This window comes from Methylobacterium mesophilicum SR1.6/6, from assembly GCF_000364445.2.
Lineage (GTDB): Bacteria > Pseudomonadota > Alphaproteobacteria > Rhizobiales > Beijerinckiaceae > Methylobacterium > Methylobacterium mesophilicum_A.
On record NZ_CP043538.1, the window covers coordinates 3759743 to 3777837 of the forward strand.

The window sequence follows — 18095 nt, forward strand, 5'->3', positions numbered from 1 at the left end:
CATCAGAAGATGAGTGAGAGCGCGGCACAACTGTCACGTGCGGAGCTTACTTACCACCGCTGCCGGTGGAGCCGACGCGTGAGGGCTGACCCTCGTTGCCGGCAGCAGCAGAGTCAGCCGAGATAGCATCGGCGGCTCGACCCGTTGGCGAATAGGTGAAAGCCTGTTCGTCCCCGGTCGATCCCGTGTGCCGACTGATCACCCCAGGGCTCCCGGGAGGCACGATGACTGTCGTCGATGTCGGCGTCTCGATCACAGCCTGGGCATAGGCTGCGGTGTGGAGCGTGACTGCAACGATGGCAGTGACGATGATCTTAGTCACGATGTACTCCTGGTCGCGTCAACTCACGCAACAAGATCTGGATAGTCGCTACAATGCCGTCCAATACGTAATTCCATCGATTTTGATACCTTTTCTGGATGACATCGCGGGTAGAACAGATGATATCACGCGCCTCTCAGCTGCTATGTCCGAGTCGCGATGACGAGCTTTGCCGGACCGCAAGCTGCATCTTAAGGAAAACATCTGATTTTGTATCCGGGTCGCATTTACTCATTCGCCTCCGCAGTCAGGCTTCATTCAAAACCGGTATCAAGATCGTTTCGTTTACGCATTGGACGGTGAGGTCAAGCATCTACTACTGCTACGGAATAGCCAAAAAAGCACGATGGTGCCGGCACATCCCGTTCCGATGCTCATCCATGACCGACACGACGACTCGTCTCGCAAATAGCGACCTCACTTCGGCTTCTGCGTCCGCCCTTAAGTCCCTGATCAGGTGCATGCGTGAAGCAACCCATGTCTTGGCCAGACATGCCGGTGGTGGCGTGACGGCGCTGAGTGACGCCATACCCGCAGCCCATGCAAGCGCGGACTCGATCCACTCACGCTCGCAACGCAGTGAGGTAAACTGCACGAGATCACGCTCTCCGCTCAGCGACGCTGCCGGCCATATCAGCTCACAACGGGCAAGGATCGAAGAGCTTATCGCGCAAAGCTTCGGTTGGGGACCAGTCAACCAAATGACGGTCGAGCAGGAAATTCGGGTACAGGATGCGGCCGTCGAGGCGATATTAGACTGGGAAAGGGCAAAAGTTCGAAGCCCTGACTTGGTAGCGAGTACTCCCCTCCAGGCTGGCTTACAGCGATACTTTCACCTGTACGCAACCTACCACGACGAACTGCAGGCAGACTTGCCCCGAACGTGACCAGCCTGTTGCTCGCCGGAAATGACGACACTGATCCCTGGAAGCGGCGGAGCACAGTGACGGCTGGGAGTTGAGGTCACCAGTGCTCCCAGATCGATCGGCAAGCAGGCTTTCTGCTGAAGCCCATCGTTTTGACACCGTGAGATGGCGGGCAACGAAAGGGCCAACCCGAAGGCTGGCCCTCATCACGGAAGCCCCGTATCACGACCTGGACCACCATACGATGCCGCATAGGAATGATGGCTCAGATCTACTTAGATGTGAAGTTACCGGTTTACCGCTGACTTGGACAGCAGCAGAACGCATGAGCCGCCGATTAGAAGACAGATCACAACAAATATAAGCCCCAAGTTTGTTGAGCCAGTTTGGCTCTTCACATAACCTAATAGGAAAGGGCTTATGAAACCAGCCAGGCTCCCGACCGAATTGATTAGTGCAAATCCGGCCGCCGCTGCGTGCCCACTGAGCATCATCGGAGGAATGACATAGAACTGCGGGATACAAGTGATGATACCCGCCGTCGCCACCGTCAGACCACCTACCGCCAACATCGGTTCATGCGAAAAGATCACACTGACAAGCAGTCCAAGGCCACCCGCAAACGCAGGTATGGCAAGATGCCACCGCCGTTCCCTCATCCGGTCTGAATTGATACCAACCAAACACATCGTCACGAGCGCCGCCGTGTAGGGAAGTGCGGTCAGAAATCCCACCGCGAGTGGATCGATAATACCGCTCTGAACGATTATGCTCGGCAGCCAAAAACTTACTGCATATAGTCCGATTGTGAAGGTCATATACAAAGCACTAAGAAGCCAGGTCTTCCGGTCCTTCAGACCTTCACGAATTGTATGCACTTGCTTAACGCTGGCCTCGCGGTCCTGATCCGCGGCAATAATCGATTTTTCTTCATCGCTCAACCACGTTGCACTTTTAGGATCGTTATCGAGCCAATACAGGCAGAAAAATCCGGCAAGGATACTCGGGAGCGCTTCGATCAAGAAGACCCATTGCCAGCCACTAAGACCACCCACTCCACCAAGCCCGTGAAGGATCCATCCTGAGAGTGGCGCGCCGATCATGCCTGCGATCGGGATACCAGCCATGAACAGTGAAGTAGCTTTCCCCTTGTAGGCTGCAGGGAACCAGCAATTTAGGTAGTATAGAACGCCAGGAATGAAGCCAGCTTCAGCTGCGCCTAACAGAAATCGCATGAGATAGAACATACTTTCGCTGTGGACGAACATCATGCCACCAGAAAGTAATCCCCATGTGATCATAATCCGTGCAATCCACATCCGCGGACCGGCTTTTAATATGATAATATTGCTCGGAATTTCGAATAGAAAGTAGCTTAGAAAGAATATTCCGGCGCCAAGTCCGTAGACTGTATCTGAAAATCCCAGCTCACTCTGCATGTTGAGCTTGGCGAACCCGACGTTAATACGATCTAAGTAAGAAAACACATAGCAGAGAAGCAAAAATGGAATAACACGTTTATAGACGCGATCGTAAATCTTACCGTTATGTCGGATAGTTATACCTTGGCTGGACGCATCCAGGTGGGTCAGTCCTATGGCGCTCATGAGCGGCGCTCCTCCATGGTTTCACGTATCGCTGGCAGCGACGACGAGACATGCGACCACCCTGGCGGATCCGGGCACGATTCGCATACCGTATACGATAAACGGCGAATTCGACCTGCGCAAGGCTGGAATGCTTCCAGGTCGCAACTCCCTATTGTTATTGACGAATGGCGTTTCTCAGCATACAAAACTTAGTGTTTGTTATCGAAAGCCACTTGGCCTCGAAGCTTGGGCCAAAGTAGTTTTCTTCTTGAGCAAACAAGAGGCAATCGCGGTTGTATTCCGAATGCAATCAGGTTGTCTGATATGAGCGGGCGAAGGATTGTGAGCAACCGATCACGTCTGAACTAACTGTAAAGTTATAAAATGATGGCCTATAGCCAGATAGATTTCTTTGGCCGCCCAAGGTCGTTGTTTTTGAATAAGTCGCAGAAATCGCAACGTAAGGAAGCTTGAGGTGTTTGATCAGATGAACATCGGGTCTTACAAAAAGAAAAGAAATCAGTGAAACCGCCCATGTTGACTGATCTGGTATACCAACACATTTTAACGTCTATTATCGACTGCACGTTGATGCCCGGTCAGCGGGTGGTGCAAGATGACCTCGCCGCAAGCCTAGGCGTGTCACGTGCACCCGTGAGCCATGCGCTGCAGCTGCTTAAATACCACGGCATGCTGCAGGAGGCAGGTGGCAAAGGATTGGAAGTTGCACCAATTGAGCCAAATCGACTGCGCGATCTTTTCCAGGTGCGCGCAGCTTTAGACAGCACTGCAGCGCGACTCGTCGCTGAGCGCGTCATGAACAACTCGGTAACAGAAAGCGAGTTGCAGCCCATTATCGAGGCCATGCAACATGGCGACCTTCTCGACGACAAGTGTGTCATGTCTGATCGAGTGAAGGCGGACATCGATTTTCATAAAGCAATTTATCACTCGTCTGGCAACGGTTCTATTGCTGAGACTATGGCGCCTCTTTGGCCACATCTTCAGCGCGCCATGGTCGTTGTACTCGCGCCTAACCGCGCCATTAGCCGCGTCTGGCGCGAACATAAGCAGATACTCGATAGCATTCTTGCGGGCGATCCAGAGGGGAGCGAAAGATCGGCACGGCGCCATGCTTTGAGTGCTGGGGTTCAAACAGAAGCTTTCTTGCGGCATGGTGCAACGCATGTGAATGGACAGAAGGATTAGCCAAATCCTTGGAACCCTTTAACATACCTAAGTGACATATTCGACTTACTATTTCTTTTTACTTTATCATTGATATTCCCGTCGTCCTCGCATTCAGTAGCTAGGCGATGCTTTTTTCACTTCTTTCTTCGCTTGCCGCTTTGACAGGTGCTGGCATTATACCAGCCTTCGTCTGATTTCGTTGGCCAGTCAAGAAAACTGCTGATTTCCCGGAAACCACCTTGAGCAACCCAACCGCCAATCTGGACGGGTTCAAACGTGCCTTGCTATCGGTTTTCGTATACGGTATGTGAAGTCGCCTACGGTGCCTAATCGCTATGCCGATGCCGCAAGGGTAGCCGGAGCGGGGCGGGGAATGAGTGCGCCGGGTGAACGGCCGTGCCCCATCGTTGGAGGAAATTTGATGACTGAAGCCACCTTTCGCCCGGGTAACGCTGCCGTTGCCGATGCTGCGAAATCACCACCCCGTCCGGTTAAGAAAAACCTGCTTCCTTACAGTGGATATCACACCAATAAGGAGGTGGAGCACGATCCGGAGCTGACAGAGGTTGGTCCCGGCACCACAATGGGCGAGTACATGCGCTCGTTCTGGCATCCGATCTGCATGTCGATGGAACTGACGGACACGCCTCGGTTCCTTAAAATCTTAGGCGAAGAACTGGTGGCCTTCCGCGACAAGAGCGGACAAATCGGTGTTCTGCACGCCCATTGTGTTCACCGTGGCGCCTCACTTGAATATGGCGCGATCCAAGAGCGCGGCATTATGTGCTGTTATCATGGCATGGTGTTCGACGTGGATGGAACCTGCATCCATGTCCCGTATCCAAAAGGCGAGGAAGCAGAAGCTGAGCGCTTTGGGTGCTCAATCCGGCAGGGCGCTTATAAGGCGTTCGAACGTCACGGCCTGATCTTCGCGTACATGGGGCCTCCGGAGAACGAACCCCCATTCCCTGAGTGGGAAGAAAACTTCACCGTTGCACCGACCGACGAGCTTGTAGCCTACAGCAATTTCCAGCACTGCAACTGGCTGCAGGTGCAGGATAACGCGGCGGACAATTATCACCCGACGGCGCTTCACGCGGGCAAGAACGTCGTCGATGGGCATTTCCAGGGAACCACCTTCGACGAGGTCGGCGCCAACTCGATGGAAGTCGCTCCGGACATGCAATTTGTGCCGGTGCATCAGGGGCGCAGCCTGGCCTGTGCAGGTGCACGCCGCGTGGACAGCGAGCGGCTCTTCATCCGCGTTCAGCATCAGGTCCTGCCGAACCTGAGCCTTCACGCCTATACGTCCGAGGACGGCAAGGCGCAGAAGTACTTTAGCCGGTTCCACATGATCCGTTGGACCGTGCCGGTTGATGACCGAAATAGCAAGATGATCGGCTGGCGCGTCATGGGCCCAGGGATTGATACACGGGGTGTCGGCGATAAGTCGCTCGTTGGCTACGAGACCATCGACTTCCTCGAAGGTCAGGTGGCCATGCGCCGACCCGAGCGGTTCGGAAAGTACAAGCTCGAAGATATGCCGGAGATCCCGTCTGATCACCGCGCCCGTCACAACTACAAGGATGCCCAGTACGCCCCTGGTGATTATGAGGCGATTATCAGTCAGCGGCCGATCGCCGTTCACGCTCTGGAAAATCCGACCAAATTCGACGCTGGTGTTTACGCATTCCGCAAGATGCTTCGCGAGGCGGCACGGGGGACCAATCCCGCAGCGTCGGCGCAAGGGTTTGCTGACTGGTTACGTGAACTCAATGGCATGCCGAACAGCTACTGCTCGGGCAACGTGCTCAACGTCCGCGAGGCGCCCGTCTTGGCCGATGAGGTCGCCAACCGTCGCAAGATCGCGAAGCAACTCGTGATGATGCTGACCGAGAGCGACAAGCTGCGAGGCGAGGAGCGTAACGCCTTCGTGCGTGCCGGACTTCAAAAACTCGAGCAGCAGTTCGATCAAGCTTGAGTACGGACCTGACGCGGGCGGCCCGAAGAGGTCGCCCGCAGTAGGCTGAGGGATGGAAACCGTGGCTCAGAACAGCTCATCGACTCAGATGACGATGCTTTCGCTTGCCGTCAGGCAGGTTCGATCCGAGGCACTTGGCATCAACTCCTATGAGTTGGTGTCAACAGATGGAGAGGCTCTGCCGGAAACCTCGGCTGGCAGTCACCTTGACATCCATTTGCCCGGCGGACTGATCCGTCAGTACTCGCTGAGCGGTGACCCGGCAGATCGCCATCGCTACACCATAGCCGTCTTGCTGGAGGCTAACGGCCGAGGTGGCTCGCGTCTCTTGCATGAAACACTGCAAGTCCGAAACGTCGTTTCCGTTAGCAGCCCGCGCAACAACTTTTCGCTGTCGCCGACCGCTCGACGACACATCTTGGTGGCTGGTGGCATCGGTATCACGCCGCTCAAATCCATGGTGCACGAGCTGAAGGCCCGCGGGGAAATCTATCAGCTCCACTATTGCGCCAAAACGCCCGATCACGCTGCATTCCGACAAGAACTTGAGGAATTTGTCTCGTCGGGATGCGTGCACTTCCACTATGATGGGGGCGTTCCGGGGGCCGGTCTTGATCTAGTCGAGTTGCTAAAGCAACACCGCTCTGGTGATCATCTATATTACTGTGGCCCAGGCGGGTTCATGCAGGCATGCGCCAACGCCAGCGCTCATTGGCCAGCCGGTACCGTCCACAGCGAGTATTTCGCCGCTCCCGTCGCGCAACCGAATGGCGCCGAGGCAGCGGCAATTGACATGGCGTCCGGAAGCTTTGTCGTTGAAATCGCAAGCACTGGAGCCAGAGTTGAGGTGCCGCCAGACCGAAGCATCGTAGAGGTGCTTGGTGAAGCTGGAGTGGAGGTTCAAACTTCCTGTATATCTGGGCTTTGTGGATCCTGCAAAGTAAAATTTCTTAGCGGAACCGTCGATCATCGAGATTTCATACTATCCGATGACGAGCGTGAAACCTGTCTAACTACCTGCGTTTCTCGTGCGACAAGTCCGGTATTGAAGCTAGATCTCTAAGCTGAAGCTTGACGATTTCGACTCAATTGCAACCTCGTAGCGGGCGCATTAAGCCGGCCAGCATGAGTTAGAGGTAAACCGATGCAGATCCTTCGTTATTGGGTGGGCGCGTCCCCTGATGCGCCAATTGCGCAGGAGAAGGATCTCCTGATGCTTCACGACAAGTTCAAGCACCTAGATAGAAATGCGATTGTCGAGCAGTACGGGACGCTCGGTAGCATGGTCTTGTTTAAGGTCGAGACTAAAGAAGATCTGGTCTTAGATTTTAACATACCATCGACTGTCATCGCGTTCGAGCATCGACGGCCCGTCGTGGCCTGAAATTGATCTTTACCTGTGTTGATTTGACATCTGTCTTGAGATCGTTGGATCGACGCAGTCAGGCAGGTTAAATCTCTGCTATACAGTTCACCTAGCTGGAACTACGAATTGGCTGGGTGCAAATCAATCCGGAACAATTTAGGGCATCTCCATTTCGAGAGATAAAAGGATTTGCCCAGCGTAGGATTTATCCGGATTGTCATCTGATTTGGTCGCGAAAGGAACAAGCGATGCTGGAAGAAGCTCATACATCCCAAAGTGATGTGGCGATCGATTTGCCGAATGACTCGGCCGGCCGCAAGCGGACCTCGATCTACCAGCCCGAGCAGGCCGGCCTCATCTTCCCCGAGAAGCCGGAGTTCAAGAGCCATGCCGAGGAGCGTGAGTACCGCAAGCAGCACCTCGTGGCCGCCTGCCGCGCCTTCGCGATGCACGGCTTCGACTACGGCTTCGCCGGGCACCTGACGGTCCGCGATCCGGAACATCCGGAGCTGTACTGGACCAACCCGATGTGCGTGCACTTCTCGCAGGTGCGGATGTCGAACCTGATCCTGGCCGATCATGACGGCCGCGTTGTCGAGGGCAAGTACGCCATCAACCGCGCCGGCTTCGTCCTGCATGGTGCCGTGCACGAGGAGTTTCCTGAGGTGATGGCCATGTGCCACGCCCACACCACCTATGGCACCGCATGGTGCACCACAGGTCGCGAGCTTGACATGATCAGCCAGGACGCGGCGGCCTTCTACAAGAGCCACGCGGTGATCGGTGCTTCGGCGGGCGCCGTGGCGGTGGAGAAAGGGAGCGGCCTGTCGGTCGCCCAGCAGATCGGCCGCAACCGCGGCGTGCTGCACCAGAACCACGGCCTGCTGACCTGCTCACACCACAGCATCGACGACGCGGCCTTCTGGTTCATCGCCCTGGAGCGGGCTTGCAAGCAGCAGCTCTTGGTCGAGGCCACTGGGATCAAGCCGCAGGTCGTGTCGGAGAAGACCGCCCGCTACAGCCGCGAGCACGTCGGCAGCGACTATATCGGCTGGCTGCACTTCCAGACGCTCTACAGCCACATCGCCGAGACCCAGCCCGATATGTTTGCATAGCATCCATAGACAATCGACCTACAGCTCTCCGTCGGCGCAAGGAGTGCCGGCGGAGACCAAACTATCAATGCTGCTATATCGGTGCCGAAGCCATGTTGAAGCCGACGGATCGTAGTAATGCTTTGACAGTGTTGCCTCCTGACAGTGGATGTCCGTTGGCGGCTCTTCGAACCCGGTTGCGCCGGGTCGGCCTACGCCCGACGCGTCAGCGTTTGTCCCTTGGATGGCTGCTGTTTGCTCACGGCGACCGACATGTCACTGCAGAAATGCTTTATGATGAAGCAATTTCTGCCAAAGTCCTCATTTCTTTGGCCACCGTTTATAACACACTTCGGCAATTTACAGATGCCGGACTTCTTCGTCAGCTGTCATTCGATGGAACTAAGGCTTATTTTGATACCAACACGAGTGAACATCATCACTTTTATCTAGATGAAGAGGATAGAGTGATTGACATGCCAGATTTCAATGTTGTTATGAATTCCATTCCTATGCCGCCAGAGGGTATGGAAGTCCAGCAAATTGAGATCATCGTAAGACTTAAAAAAAGACAGGCATTGCCCAAATTGCAATCAAGACAGTCGATTTAATGAAATATTATCAGCTCGCCAAAACGAGAGAGGCCAGCGTGCTACCGGCATCTCATTCTTACATCATATTTTATGCCGACACGAGATTTGAGAACAGCTCAGTTGCCGTAGGGCCATAGCTGCATCGTCGAGCGGGATCTGACCTCACCGTCTCACGAAATGGGAGGCGGTCATGCTCTCAGCCCTACAGCTCGTCATTCCGATCCCTTTACTGATTTTCACCGGTTGGTTTGCTCGGCGCATCGGCCTGCTTGGTCCTTATGCCGCTTTGGGTATCGACCGCTTTAACTCATTGCTGGCGACACCCGCTCTATTATTCAACATCATTTCCCACGCCAGCTGGGCTAATCTATGGCAACCCAACTTCATATTAACTCTCATGTTGAGCGGCATGCTCAGCATGTGCCTCGCCTTGTTTGCTTGTTTGTACTATGGCGACTGCATTCCAGATGCTTCGATCAAATGCTTCAATGCAGGCTACACAAATATCCGATTCATCGGACTCCCATTTATTTTGATTGCAGCAGACAGGAACATCATCGTTGAAATCACGTTTGCATTTCTTCTTGCAACGTTATTTGCGTTGATAATCGTTATTTCTCTTGCAGAGTTTAATTCCTCAAGGAGTAGACGGACACATTCACATGCAATTAAAATTGATCGAGCGTTCGTTTTAAATCCAACCTTGGTCGTCTCCGTTGCTGCGGTAATTTTCTCGATATTCGGTATGACCCCGCCGACTTCGGCAGATGTTTTTCTCAATCTATTGGCGGGAGCTGCCTCTCCCTGCGCGTTGATTGCTCTTGGAATATTTTCAGCAGACAAGGATGAAATTCGAATACCAAGTTATTGTATTCCAGCTTGGATACTGTGTTGCAAGCTCCTTTTGAACCCCTTGTTGGCCTTTGTATTGTCACGCTTTGTGTTCCACCTTTCCCCTTTAGCCACTCAAGCGGTGGTTCTACTTGCTGCCCTACCGGCTGGCACCGGCTCGGACATCCTGGCTAAGCTATATGGATCCAAAGCAAAGGTTTCATCGCAGTTCATAATGCTCTCTGTTCTCGTATTTATTGTAATAATATCACTCTGTGTTGGTGCAACACAATAGCGCTCCATCACATATCTTGTATTAAGAGCTGCGCTGGACACCTGAGCAGAAAAAAGGGGCCAACCTCTTGGTTGGCCCTTTTCGTCATTCGTGCGAGCGATTGCCTTACTCGGCGGCAGTCATTCCCATGGTGTAGTGGCCGCACCAGTCGTTTTCTGAAACCACCGGCCAAAGGCCCTTGGACTCTGGCGCCGGCTGGCTGACCGGCGGGTTGAAGCGGCAGAGGCCGGCATCGTTTTGGGCGACGGCCCCATTGCCCTTGTGCTCGTCGAAGAAGCGGCAGGTCTCACACTTAGCGTTGGCCATCGTTTCGAGTCCCTTGTCTCGCGGGCGGCTTCCAGACCGACGCTCGTGGCTGCTTTCGAACGCCATGCGCATCGAAGCGGAGTGCAGAAACTGGATTGTGGCGCAAGAAGCGGGAAGCGTCGCAGACCGGGCGGTCACATACGTGGTTCGTTGCCAAGCCACGGAGCCTCTCGTGACCGATCCCCACGTCTCAATCGAGCCGTCGATCCTCTACCTCGGAACCCCGGTCGTCCTCATCAGCACGCAGAACGAGGACGGCACCGCCAACCTCGCGCCCATGTCGTCCGCGTGGTGGCTCGGTTGGCGGTGCATGCTTGGCCTCCAAACCGCATCGCAGACGCCGCAGAACATGATCCGCACGGGCCAGTGCGTCCTCAATCTGCCGTCGCCGAAGCAAGCTGACGCGGTGAACAGGCTGGCGCGCCTGACGGGCACAGAGAAGCTACCCGAACTGAAGCAGCGGCTGGGCTACACGTATGAGCCGTTCAAGTTCGAAGTGGCTGGTCTGACACCCATCGCCGCGCAGACCGTGGCCGCGCCGCGCGCCCTGGAGTGCCCGATCCAACTGGAAGCCGTCGTTGCGGCCCAGCATGGGATCATGGACGACGATCCCCAAGTCGCGGGCCTGCTCTCCGCGTTCGAAGTGCGCATCACTCGTGTCCACGTGCATCCGAGCTTGCTCATGGATGGTCACGAGAACCGCATCGATCCTGCCAAGTGGCAGCCGTTGATCATGAACTTCCAGAAGCTCTACGGGGTCTCCAGCACCGAGATCGTCTCGTCCCGCCTCGCGGAGATCGAGGAGAAGGCCTACCGCATGCCCGACGTGGATCGGGCTCGCGACGGTGTCCTGCAACCCGCCGAGTGGCGTAACACCTGCCGAGATGGGTACGACCCGAACAAGGATCTCAGGCTCGGTTAGCTTCGGTCCAAATCGCGGCGCTGACTGCCTGGATCAGCACACGACAACCCGAAGGTGCCGGTTATTCTACCTTTCCCGGACGAGGGAGACCCTGATGCCAACCTACGCTTTCACGACGATGAGGCACCTATCGCCTGAACAGCGCGGCAAGCTCGTCGAGAGCGTCACGACGATCCATCAGGTGGAGGCGACCGCACCCCGCTACTTCGTGCAGGTCGTGTTCTACACCGTGGAGCGCGGCTCGATGTACATCGGCGGCGAATCAGCGCCGGACGACCATGTGTGGGTACGTGCTGATATCCGGAGCGGGCGCACCCGCGAACAAAAGGCCGCGATCCTGCAACGGATCATGCGGGAAACCGGCGGGATCCTGGGCACCTCACCCGAGAACGTGTGGGTGTACGTCTCCGACATCCCGGCCGAGGGTGTCGCGGAGTTCGGCCATGTCCTGCCTCAGCCGGGCGGCGAGGAAGAGTGGCTCGCCTCGCTACCAGGCTCGCTGCGCGAGAAGCTGAAAGCGGCCTCCTGATCGAGCCACCGCGCCCGATCCACTTGGGGGCCATGGGCCCACGCTTTTGCTGGTTCGCCGGCCCCGGCGGATGCGGGAGCAAGAACCGGGATGCCTCCACCATGATCGCTTTCGAGCGCATCATACGAACTAGCGAATGGCGGCTTCCGGGCGTCAAGCCAATTACCGCTCTCCACCCAACTCGGACGTTCGTCCTATTCTGCCGCATGTCCGAAAAACGATCGTTTCCCCGTGGTCCCTACGGCATGTGTTGTATGCGGATCGAACTGACGACTTGCTGTCGGAGAACCCTGTCGGTTTTTGTTGTGTCGGGTAAACGCTGCCCGGCGCGTCAGGTCAGCATCAACGGATAAGCCGGACTTCGACGCTGGCAACTTCAGAAATCTCTTGCCACGCGGCGTCAGCGGTCAGGGCGACAGCGCTGGAGCGGGCGGCGAGCGCGAGGCACAGCCGGTCTCCGATCCCGAGCCCTTTGGGCCGGGTCAGCGGCTCGAGGAGGGCCGCACGAATAGCAAGATCGTCGTCGACTGGCGTGAGGGAAAACACAAGGCCAGTCCGCAGTGCCCGCACAGCCGGCTCGTCAGCGCCGTTGCGGACCATCCACCCGGCCACCTCACCGAAGTTGACGGTGGTCATCGTAGCGGTTCCTGTGAAAGCCTGAAGCACCTGCTCCCAACCAGGTTCCCGGCGGAGGTAGGCGAGCAGCGCCGAGGCGTCGAGGACGCTAAGCGCCACGATCGGACTCCGTCGTGATTGCGTTCGGCTTACCCTCCGGACCTGTTGATGCCCCCTCTTCCTTGGCAGCCTCGGCACGTCGCGCCGCGAGGAACGCATCGACCGAGGCGCCGTCACCGGCCAGGTAGGATGAAGCCTGGGCCTGCAGTTCTGCCATGGCAGATGCGACAGAGCGAACCCGAAGCTCGCCATCCACCAAGGTCAGCACGACAGGTCCGCCATACTCAAGATGGAGAGCTTTGCGAACATGGGCCGGGATGATCAAACGACCACCTGCGTCAATTTTAGAAAGCGTGGTGTTCACGGCATATCACCCCGATGCCCTCTGTATGGCACACCAACCATGCTAGGCCATGATGCTTGGCATTCCGTATCTACCATTAGGCAGCCATATGGCATCTTTATCATATTCGCCATAGCTTCGGCTTAAATAGGCCTGGCCGAAACCGAACGGTTTCGGCCACCGGCGGGAGATCCGGCCGAAACATAGGCTTGCGGGGATTTCGGCCAGGCTCTAGTTTCGGCCATCGCTTTCGGCCGGATTTTGACCATGCCCCGCACCTTTGCGTACCTGCGCGTGTCCACATTGGGCCAAACCACCGACAACCAGCGCCAGGAGATCGCAGCAGCGGGCTTTCAGGTCGAGCCTCAGCGTGTGATCACAGAGACGGTCTCGGGAAGTGTCGCAACCGATCAACGTAAAGCGTTCGTTCGCCTGCTCGACCGGCTTGAGAGAGACGACGTCCTCATCGTGACGAAGCTCGATCGACTCGGTCGCAACGCTATGGACGTAGCGGGCACGATCAAGCGGCTCGACGCACTGGGGGTGCGTGTCCACTGCCTTGCGCTCGGCGGAGTTGATCTCACCAGTTCGACCGGCAAGCTGACCATGGGCGTGATCAACGCTGTGGCTGAGTTCGAGCGTGATCTCCTGATCGAACGGACACAGGCTGGTCTGACGCGTGCACGAGCCGAGGGTAAAGTCGTTGGCAGACCGGCGAGCCTTACACCAGAGCGACGACAACTAGCTGAACAGCTTCTGCGTAACGGCCAAGGTGCCTCGGCGGTTGCACGAGAACTCAAAGTCGGGCGAACCACGATCCGTCGGGTCCGGGATACGATGCAGAAAAATGATAGTTTGTAATAGCTTAACCTGCAACGGCGTTGGCGCTTGCTGGTCGTCTTGACGCAAATCCTGATGTTGGTACGAGTGGGCATTCGCACGATCGGCCCGGGCGAATCCAGACGATCACCGCTTGCTCTCTGACGCCCGATTACCAACTTGTCTGCAAAAGAGCGAAGCAAAGCAAAGAGCGTCATTCTTGGCTTGTGACGAGCCTGGATTGCTATTGTAGGACATTGCGCCTAATAAATTCGCCTTATATGATAATAGGCCTGTGGGACCGGCGGAAATCGCTCCCTTAAGCATTCCTTTGAGTACGAAAATGATAACGACTCTTCGGCCGGTGGTTGCAGATCTCGAACATCGGCAGCAAAGCCAGCGAAACTGAAATAAACGCTACATCAGGCAGCCTGACCTTCGGATCGTCAGGGTGACGGACAGTCGATGCGCAGCTCGCAGAAGCGGTATCGAAGATACCGTGTTTCTTCAATTTCATGCATTTCTAAGACGTTTCCCGACCACACTCTGAAACAGCATGGTTGGAGACACTCAACAAGTGATAAGTTCCAACTGACAAATTCCTAAAATGCAACCTATTGAATTTGTATAAGAAATGGATTTTCAGGGATTTTTGAGGAATGATGGCCCACGGAATTAACGAGTGATTGCTTTAGTTACAGTCGCAATCATAGGAATGAGCCTTCCTATCCATCCAAAGAGCCAATCAGTAGCAGCCCGGCTTTTAAGCTAAGCCATGCGCTATAGTATACACTGCCTATGAGATATTCCCGCAGCCATGCCTTTTAGGAATATACGCCCAAACAGTTGCGGTCACATATTCATTCGGCGGCGGAAACTCGCGGCTCGAGCCTTCCTTCTCAGCCACCAAATCAATCAGCTGTCGTTCGGCTCCGGAGCTGAAGTAGGCATTTGCCTGTTTCTCTCAAATCAGCATCTAATTCCTACATCCTGTAAACGTGCGGAACGGTGTTCCGGTACTCGGCTCCATCACGTCACCGGAAAGGCAACGGATTAGCCTTCCTTATTTCACCGACCCGCATTCACTACTCGTCAGCGACCCTTCTGGCGCCTTGGTCATGCGTTTGACGATCTTCTACCCTGTTTACTGTTATAGACATGCAATTAAAGAATAGCCGTAAAACGCCGAGCGGCATGGCTATAGTATCAAGCAACAGTATGTTCAAAATCTCAGAAAATTACTTTTATGGCATCTTTCTGCAGGTTGAACGTCTCTGCGTAGAATACCCTCCGGAATACCAACCGATGACGACGCAGAACAAAAACATATCTCATCGATCGGATACTTTCACGAAATATAACAATGGAAACCCATAGATATGCCTGAATTTTTCAAAGACCTGTCTTCAATACGCATGGATCCACTGGACACAGCACCAGGTTTCACGCAAGTATTGGCTAAAGTGCCAGTTCGAAAGCCAGGAAAACAGGAGTGGTTCCAAGTCACTAAGGATCCAAATCTTATATTGACAACCCTCGTATTCAAAGACGAATTGGATCGAGATGAAGTTTACTTCATTGATCCCGGAATGAGAGCTGTATTAGCGGATGAAGCTAGATTAGTTCAACTTACACCGTGCATTACCCGGGAGAACAACGTAATAATTTGGCCGATTGGCATTCCTGATCCTGGTGGGAAGCGTAACGGTTGGATTGACTCAGCTCATGCCGCAGCGAGACATGCACAGGGCAATTGGATCCGTCTCAAGTCAGATCAGCAGTTGGGTGTCTACAATATTATTACGGCTCCTGCAGAGCGCTCAAATCCGGTATGGCCGGATAAGACTCTCAATGAACTTCTTGAGATCGCGTTTGCTGGTCGTGTGATCGATAATGAAGACCATACTATTGTGCGTCGGCTGAAGGGGTTCGAATGAGCCCTGAAATGAACAACGGCGAGGGCAGCGGTTTGGCTGCCCTCCGCCGATACAGACAGATCTGGCTCGTCGATTTTGAGTTCCAGGTATCAGCAGGCGAGCGGCAATACCCAATTTGTATGGTTGCCCAAGAGTTTCGTAGTGGGCGAATCATTAGGATGTGGCGTAATGAGTTAATCACATTGCGGCAGGCTCCTTTTGACTGCGGAACCGACAGTTTGTTTGTAGCCTTTTACAACAGCGCCGAGCTTAATTGTTTCTTGGCGCTCGGGTGGACCTTCCCTGCCTGCATCTTGGATCTTTACGTCGAACATCGTTGCTCCACGAACGGTATATCGTTGCCGTGGGGTGATGGGCTGATCGGTGCTCTAGCCTGTCGGCGTCTCACCCACATCGATGTTGACGAAAAAGACTGCATGCGCCGGCTGATCATGGATAACTCCGCTTGGTCCGCCGCAGAGCAGGTCGCCATCCTCAACTACTGCCAGAGCGACGTTACTGCGCTCGAAGCTCTACTACCGCAGATGGTTCCGGAACTCGACCTCCCCCAAGCGCTCCTCAGAGGACGATACATGGCTGCGGCGGCTCGAATGGAGTGGACCGGCATACCTATTGATGTGCCCGTCTACAATCAGCTTCGAGCCAGCTGGGAAGATATCCGCACGAAGCTGGTAGCTGACGTCGATCGGGACTACGGCGTCTACGATGGACTCACTTTCAAACAGGCACGCTTCGGCGAATACCTCATGCGGTCGGGAATTAACTGGCCACGTTACCCAAACGGACAATTAATATTGGACGATGACACATTCAAACTGATGGTGGAATTCTATCCAAAACTAGCCCTGCTTCGCCAATTGCGGAAAACAATGGCGAAGTTAAACGATAAAGAATTACCGATTGGCTCAGATAATCGCAACCGCTGCATGATTTCAGCCTTCAAAGCTAAAACCAGTCGTAATCAACCGAAAAGCTCGGAATTTGTATTCGGTCGAGCCAAATGGTTACGAGGGATCATTCGCCCGCCAGAAGGTTACGGACTTGCCTACATTGACTTCTCGTCCCAAGAGAATGCGATTGCGGCAGCCTTATCAGGTGATGAGCTGATGATGCAGGGCTATGCTGAGGGCGACCCTTATCTAGCTTTCGCCAAGGCGGCTCGACTTGTCCCTCCGGACGCTACTGTAACTACACACAAGGGCGAGCGGGATCGCTGCAAATCGGTTGTGCTCGGTATGAATTACGGTATGGGAGCGGATACTCTTGCGATATCCCTTGGTATCACGCCTGTAGAAGCAAAAGCGCTGATGCGATTGCATAAGGACACATATCGTAAGTTTTGGTCGTGGGTAGAAAAGGTAATCAACGCCGCTACGTTCACGGGTCAGATGCGATCTTTGTTCGGGTGGCGGCACCGGATCGTAGAAGGTGTGAGCGCATCTGCTTTAATGAACTTTCCGATGCAATCCAATGGAGCGGAAATGCTGCGGATCGCAGCGATTGCGGGGACTGAGGCTGGTATCGAGGTTTGCGCCCCCGTTCATGACGCGTTTCTTATCCAAGCTCCACTTGGGCAGATAAAGGAGCGTGCCGCGCAGATGGGTACTTTGATGACGGAGGCGGGTCGTGCAGTCACCGGCGGGTTCCCAGTTCGCACTGACGTGAAGATCGTGCGGTACCCGGATCGCTACATGGATGACGGCGGACAAGCCATGTGGGACCGGGTCATGGCGCTGCTTCCAGAGGTGGGGGAGGGCACCCCATGAGCAAAGTGATCTTGCTGGACCTGTCGCGCCCACGCGACAGGGAGCGTCGCACCAACACGACACCACCGTCGCACCCACACGACACCGGGTCATCTTCTTATAAGTCTTATACGTCTGTGTTTAACTATAATTATGATCAAGCAGATAATATCAATCCGATAGCAGACGAGATTGAGATTAAGTTCGAAGCTTATGCCAATAAAACGAAACCTAAAGCCCGGTTTCTCAAAGGTCCTATACCGCTGGAATCTTTGGCAGTTGCCTCACGTCTTCCCGGAAAGGCCCTAGCCGTCTACATCGCCCTACGTCATCGATGCGACTTGGAGGGCAAGAACACCGTAAGCCTACCCGCAGCACTTCTGCGCAGCTTCGGTGTCGATCGTGACTCGAAAGCACGTGCCCTTCGCGTGCTTGAGAACGCCGGTTTGATCCAGGTCGAACGCACACCCGGACGTGCTGCCCGTATCACGCTCACGCTTTCTGCCCAGACCGTCTGAAGGACTGAGCCGAACCAGCCACAACAAGACTGCTCGACCCTAACCGACGACGCAGATGCTGTCCGTGCCGTCGGCCTAACTCGATAGGCGTTTAACCGGAGTTAGAGATAAGTCTAATCAATCGTACGAGCTAAGAATTCGATTTTCACAATATTATGTAATCAGAGAAATGA

General features: G+C 54.8%; 18 protein-coding genes. 13 read left to right on the forward strand and 5 right to left on the reverse strand.

All coding sequences use genetic code 11. The features are described 5' to 3' along the window. Window positions 1-46: 46 nt before the first annotated feature. Both MMSR116_RS17985 and MMSR116_RS17990 read right to left on the reverse strand, forming a co-directional pair. Window positions 47-322, reverse strand: coding sequence for a hypothetical protein (locus tag MMSR116_RS17985; protein ID WP_158168956.1), 276 nt, complete (start codon window positions 320-322; stop codon window positions 47-49). Between the two features lie 1153 nt (window positions 323-1475). Beyond that, window positions 1476-2795, reverse strand: coding sequence for an MFS transporter (locus MMSR116_RS17990; RefSeq protein ID WP_158168958.1), 1320 nt, complete (start codon window positions 2793-2795; stop codon window positions 1476-1478). Between the two features lie 516 nt (window positions 2796-3311). On the opposite strand from MMSR116_RS17990, the gene MMSR116_RS17995 reads away from it, so the two are divergent. From MMSR116_RS17995 to MMSR116_RS18025, 7 genes are all read left to right on the forward strand, one after another. Further along, on the forward strand, window positions 3312-3986 hold the full coding sequence (locus tag MMSR116_RS17995) for a GntR family transcriptional regulator (protein WP_158168960.1): 675 nt from the start codon (window positions 3312-3314) through the stop codon (window positions 3984-3986). Between the two features lie 403 nt (window positions 3987-4389). Next, window positions 4390-5949, forward strand: a complete 1560-nt coding sequence (locus MMSR116_RS18000) for a Rieske 2Fe-2S domain-containing protein (RefSeq protein WP_158168962.1) — start codon at window positions 4390-4392, stop codon at window positions 5947-5949. Between the two features lie 61 nt (window positions 5950-6010). Beyond that, window positions 6011-7012: a PDR/VanB family oxidoreductase gene (locus MMSR116_RS18005; RefSeq protein WP_202882053.1), complete on the forward strand. Its 1002-nt coding sequence runs from the start codon at window positions 6011-6013 to the stop codon at window positions 7010-7012. Between the two features lie 81 nt (window positions 7013-7093). Beyond that, window positions 7094-7333, forward strand: a complete 240-nt coding sequence (locus MMSR116_RS18010; RefSeq protein ID WP_158168966.1) for a hypothetical protein — start codon at window positions 7094-7096, stop codon at window positions 7331-7333. A 230-nt stretch (window positions 7334-7563) separates the two neighbouring features. After that, the gene (locus tag MMSR116_RS18015; protein WP_158168968.1) at window positions 7564-8430 is read left to right on the forward strand and encodes a class II aldolase/adducin family protein; all 867 of its coding nucleotides are present in this window, start codon (window positions 7564-7566) and stop codon (window positions 8428-8430) included. Between the two features lie 92 nt (window positions 8431-8522). Continuing rightward, window positions 8523-9020, forward strand: a complete 498-nt coding sequence (irrA, locus tag MMSR116_RS18020; RefSeq protein WP_158168970.1) for an iron response transcriptional regulator IrrA — start codon at window positions 8523-8525, stop codon at window positions 9018-9020. 172 nt (window positions 9021-9192) lie between these two features. Beyond that, window positions 9193-10128: an AEC family transporter gene (locus MMSR116_RS18025; protein ID WP_158168972.1), complete on the forward strand. Its 936-nt coding sequence runs from the start codon at window positions 9193-9195 to the stop codon at window positions 10126-10128. Window positions 10129-10233: 105 nt separating this feature from the next. On the opposite strand, the gene MMSR116_RS18030 is transcribed toward MMSR116_RS18025, so the two are convergent. Then, complete coding sequence (locus MMSR116_RS18030) at window positions 10234-10434, reverse strand: hypothetical protein (RefSeq protein ID WP_158168974.1); 201 nt, start codon at window positions 10432-10434, stop codon at window positions 10234-10236. A 172-nt stretch (window positions 10435-10606) separates the two neighbouring features. Between MMSR116_RS18030 and MMSR116_RS18035 the strand changes: the two genes are divergently transcribed. Both MMSR116_RS18035 and MMSR116_RS18040 read left to right on the forward strand, forming a co-directional pair. Beyond that, the gene (locus MMSR116_RS18035) at window positions 10607-11356 is read left to right on the forward strand and encodes a flavin reductase family protein (RefSeq protein ID WP_202882054.1); all 750 of its coding nucleotides are present in this window, start codon (window positions 10607-10609) and stop codon (window positions 11354-11356) included. A gap of 94 nt (window positions 11357-11450) precedes the next feature. Next, a complete protein-coding gene (locus MMSR116_RS18040; protein ID WP_158168978.1) occupies window positions 11451-11885 on the forward strand; it encodes a tautomerase family protein in 435 nt (144 codons plus the stop codon). Between the two features lie 342 nt (window positions 11886-12227). On the opposite strand, the gene MMSR116_RS18045 is transcribed toward MMSR116_RS18040, so the two are convergent. Together MMSR116_RS18045 and MMSR116_RS18050 are read right to left on the reverse strand one after the other, a co-directional pair. After that, window positions 12228-12719, reverse strand: coding sequence for a type II toxin-antitoxin system VapC family toxin (locus tag MMSR116_RS18045; protein WP_244625485.1), 492 nt, complete (start codon window positions 12717-12719; stop codon window positions 12228-12230). Next, the gene (locus MMSR116_RS18050; RefSeq protein ID WP_158168982.1) at window positions 12610-12924 is read right to left on the reverse strand and encodes an AbrB/MazE/SpoVT family DNA-binding domain-containing protein; all 315 of its coding nucleotides are present in this window, start codon (window positions 12922-12924) and stop codon (window positions 12610-12612) included. Before MMSR116_RS18050 ends, MMSR116_RS18045 begins: the two co-directional genes overlap by 110 nt. A 246-nt stretch (window positions 12925-13170) precedes the next feature. Here MMSR116_RS18050 and MMSR116_RS18055 point away from each other — a divergent pair, with 246 nt between their 5' ends. The 4 genes from MMSR116_RS18055 to MMSR116_RS18070 all read left to right on the forward strand — a co-directional run bounded on the left by MMSR116_RS18055 (window position 13171) and on the right by MMSR116_RS18070 (window position 17922). Further along, a complete protein-coding gene (locus MMSR116_RS18055) occupies window positions 13171-13764 on the forward strand; it encodes a recombinase family protein (RefSeq protein WP_158168984.1) in 594 nt (197 codons plus the stop codon). Between the two features lie 1337 nt (window positions 13765-15101). Further along, window positions 15102-15659, forward strand: a complete 558-nt coding sequence (locus MMSR116_RS18060; protein WP_158168986.1) for a hypothetical protein — start codon at window positions 15102-15104, stop codon at window positions 15657-15659. Between the two features lie 8 nt (window positions 15660-15667). Further along, window positions 15668-17425 (forward strand): DNA polymerase, encoded by a 1758-nt coding sequence (locus MMSR116_RS18065; protein WP_158168988.1) that lies wholly within the window; start codon window positions 15668-15670, stop codon window positions 17423-17425. Then, window positions 17422-17922 (forward strand): hypothetical protein, encoded by a 501-nt coding sequence (locus tag MMSR116_RS18070; RefSeq protein WP_158168990.1) that lies wholly within the window; start codon window positions 17422-17424, stop codon window positions 17920-17922. Before MMSR116_RS18065 ends, MMSR116_RS18070 begins: the two co-directional genes overlap by 4 nt. Window positions 17923-18095 lie beyond the last annotated feature (173 nt).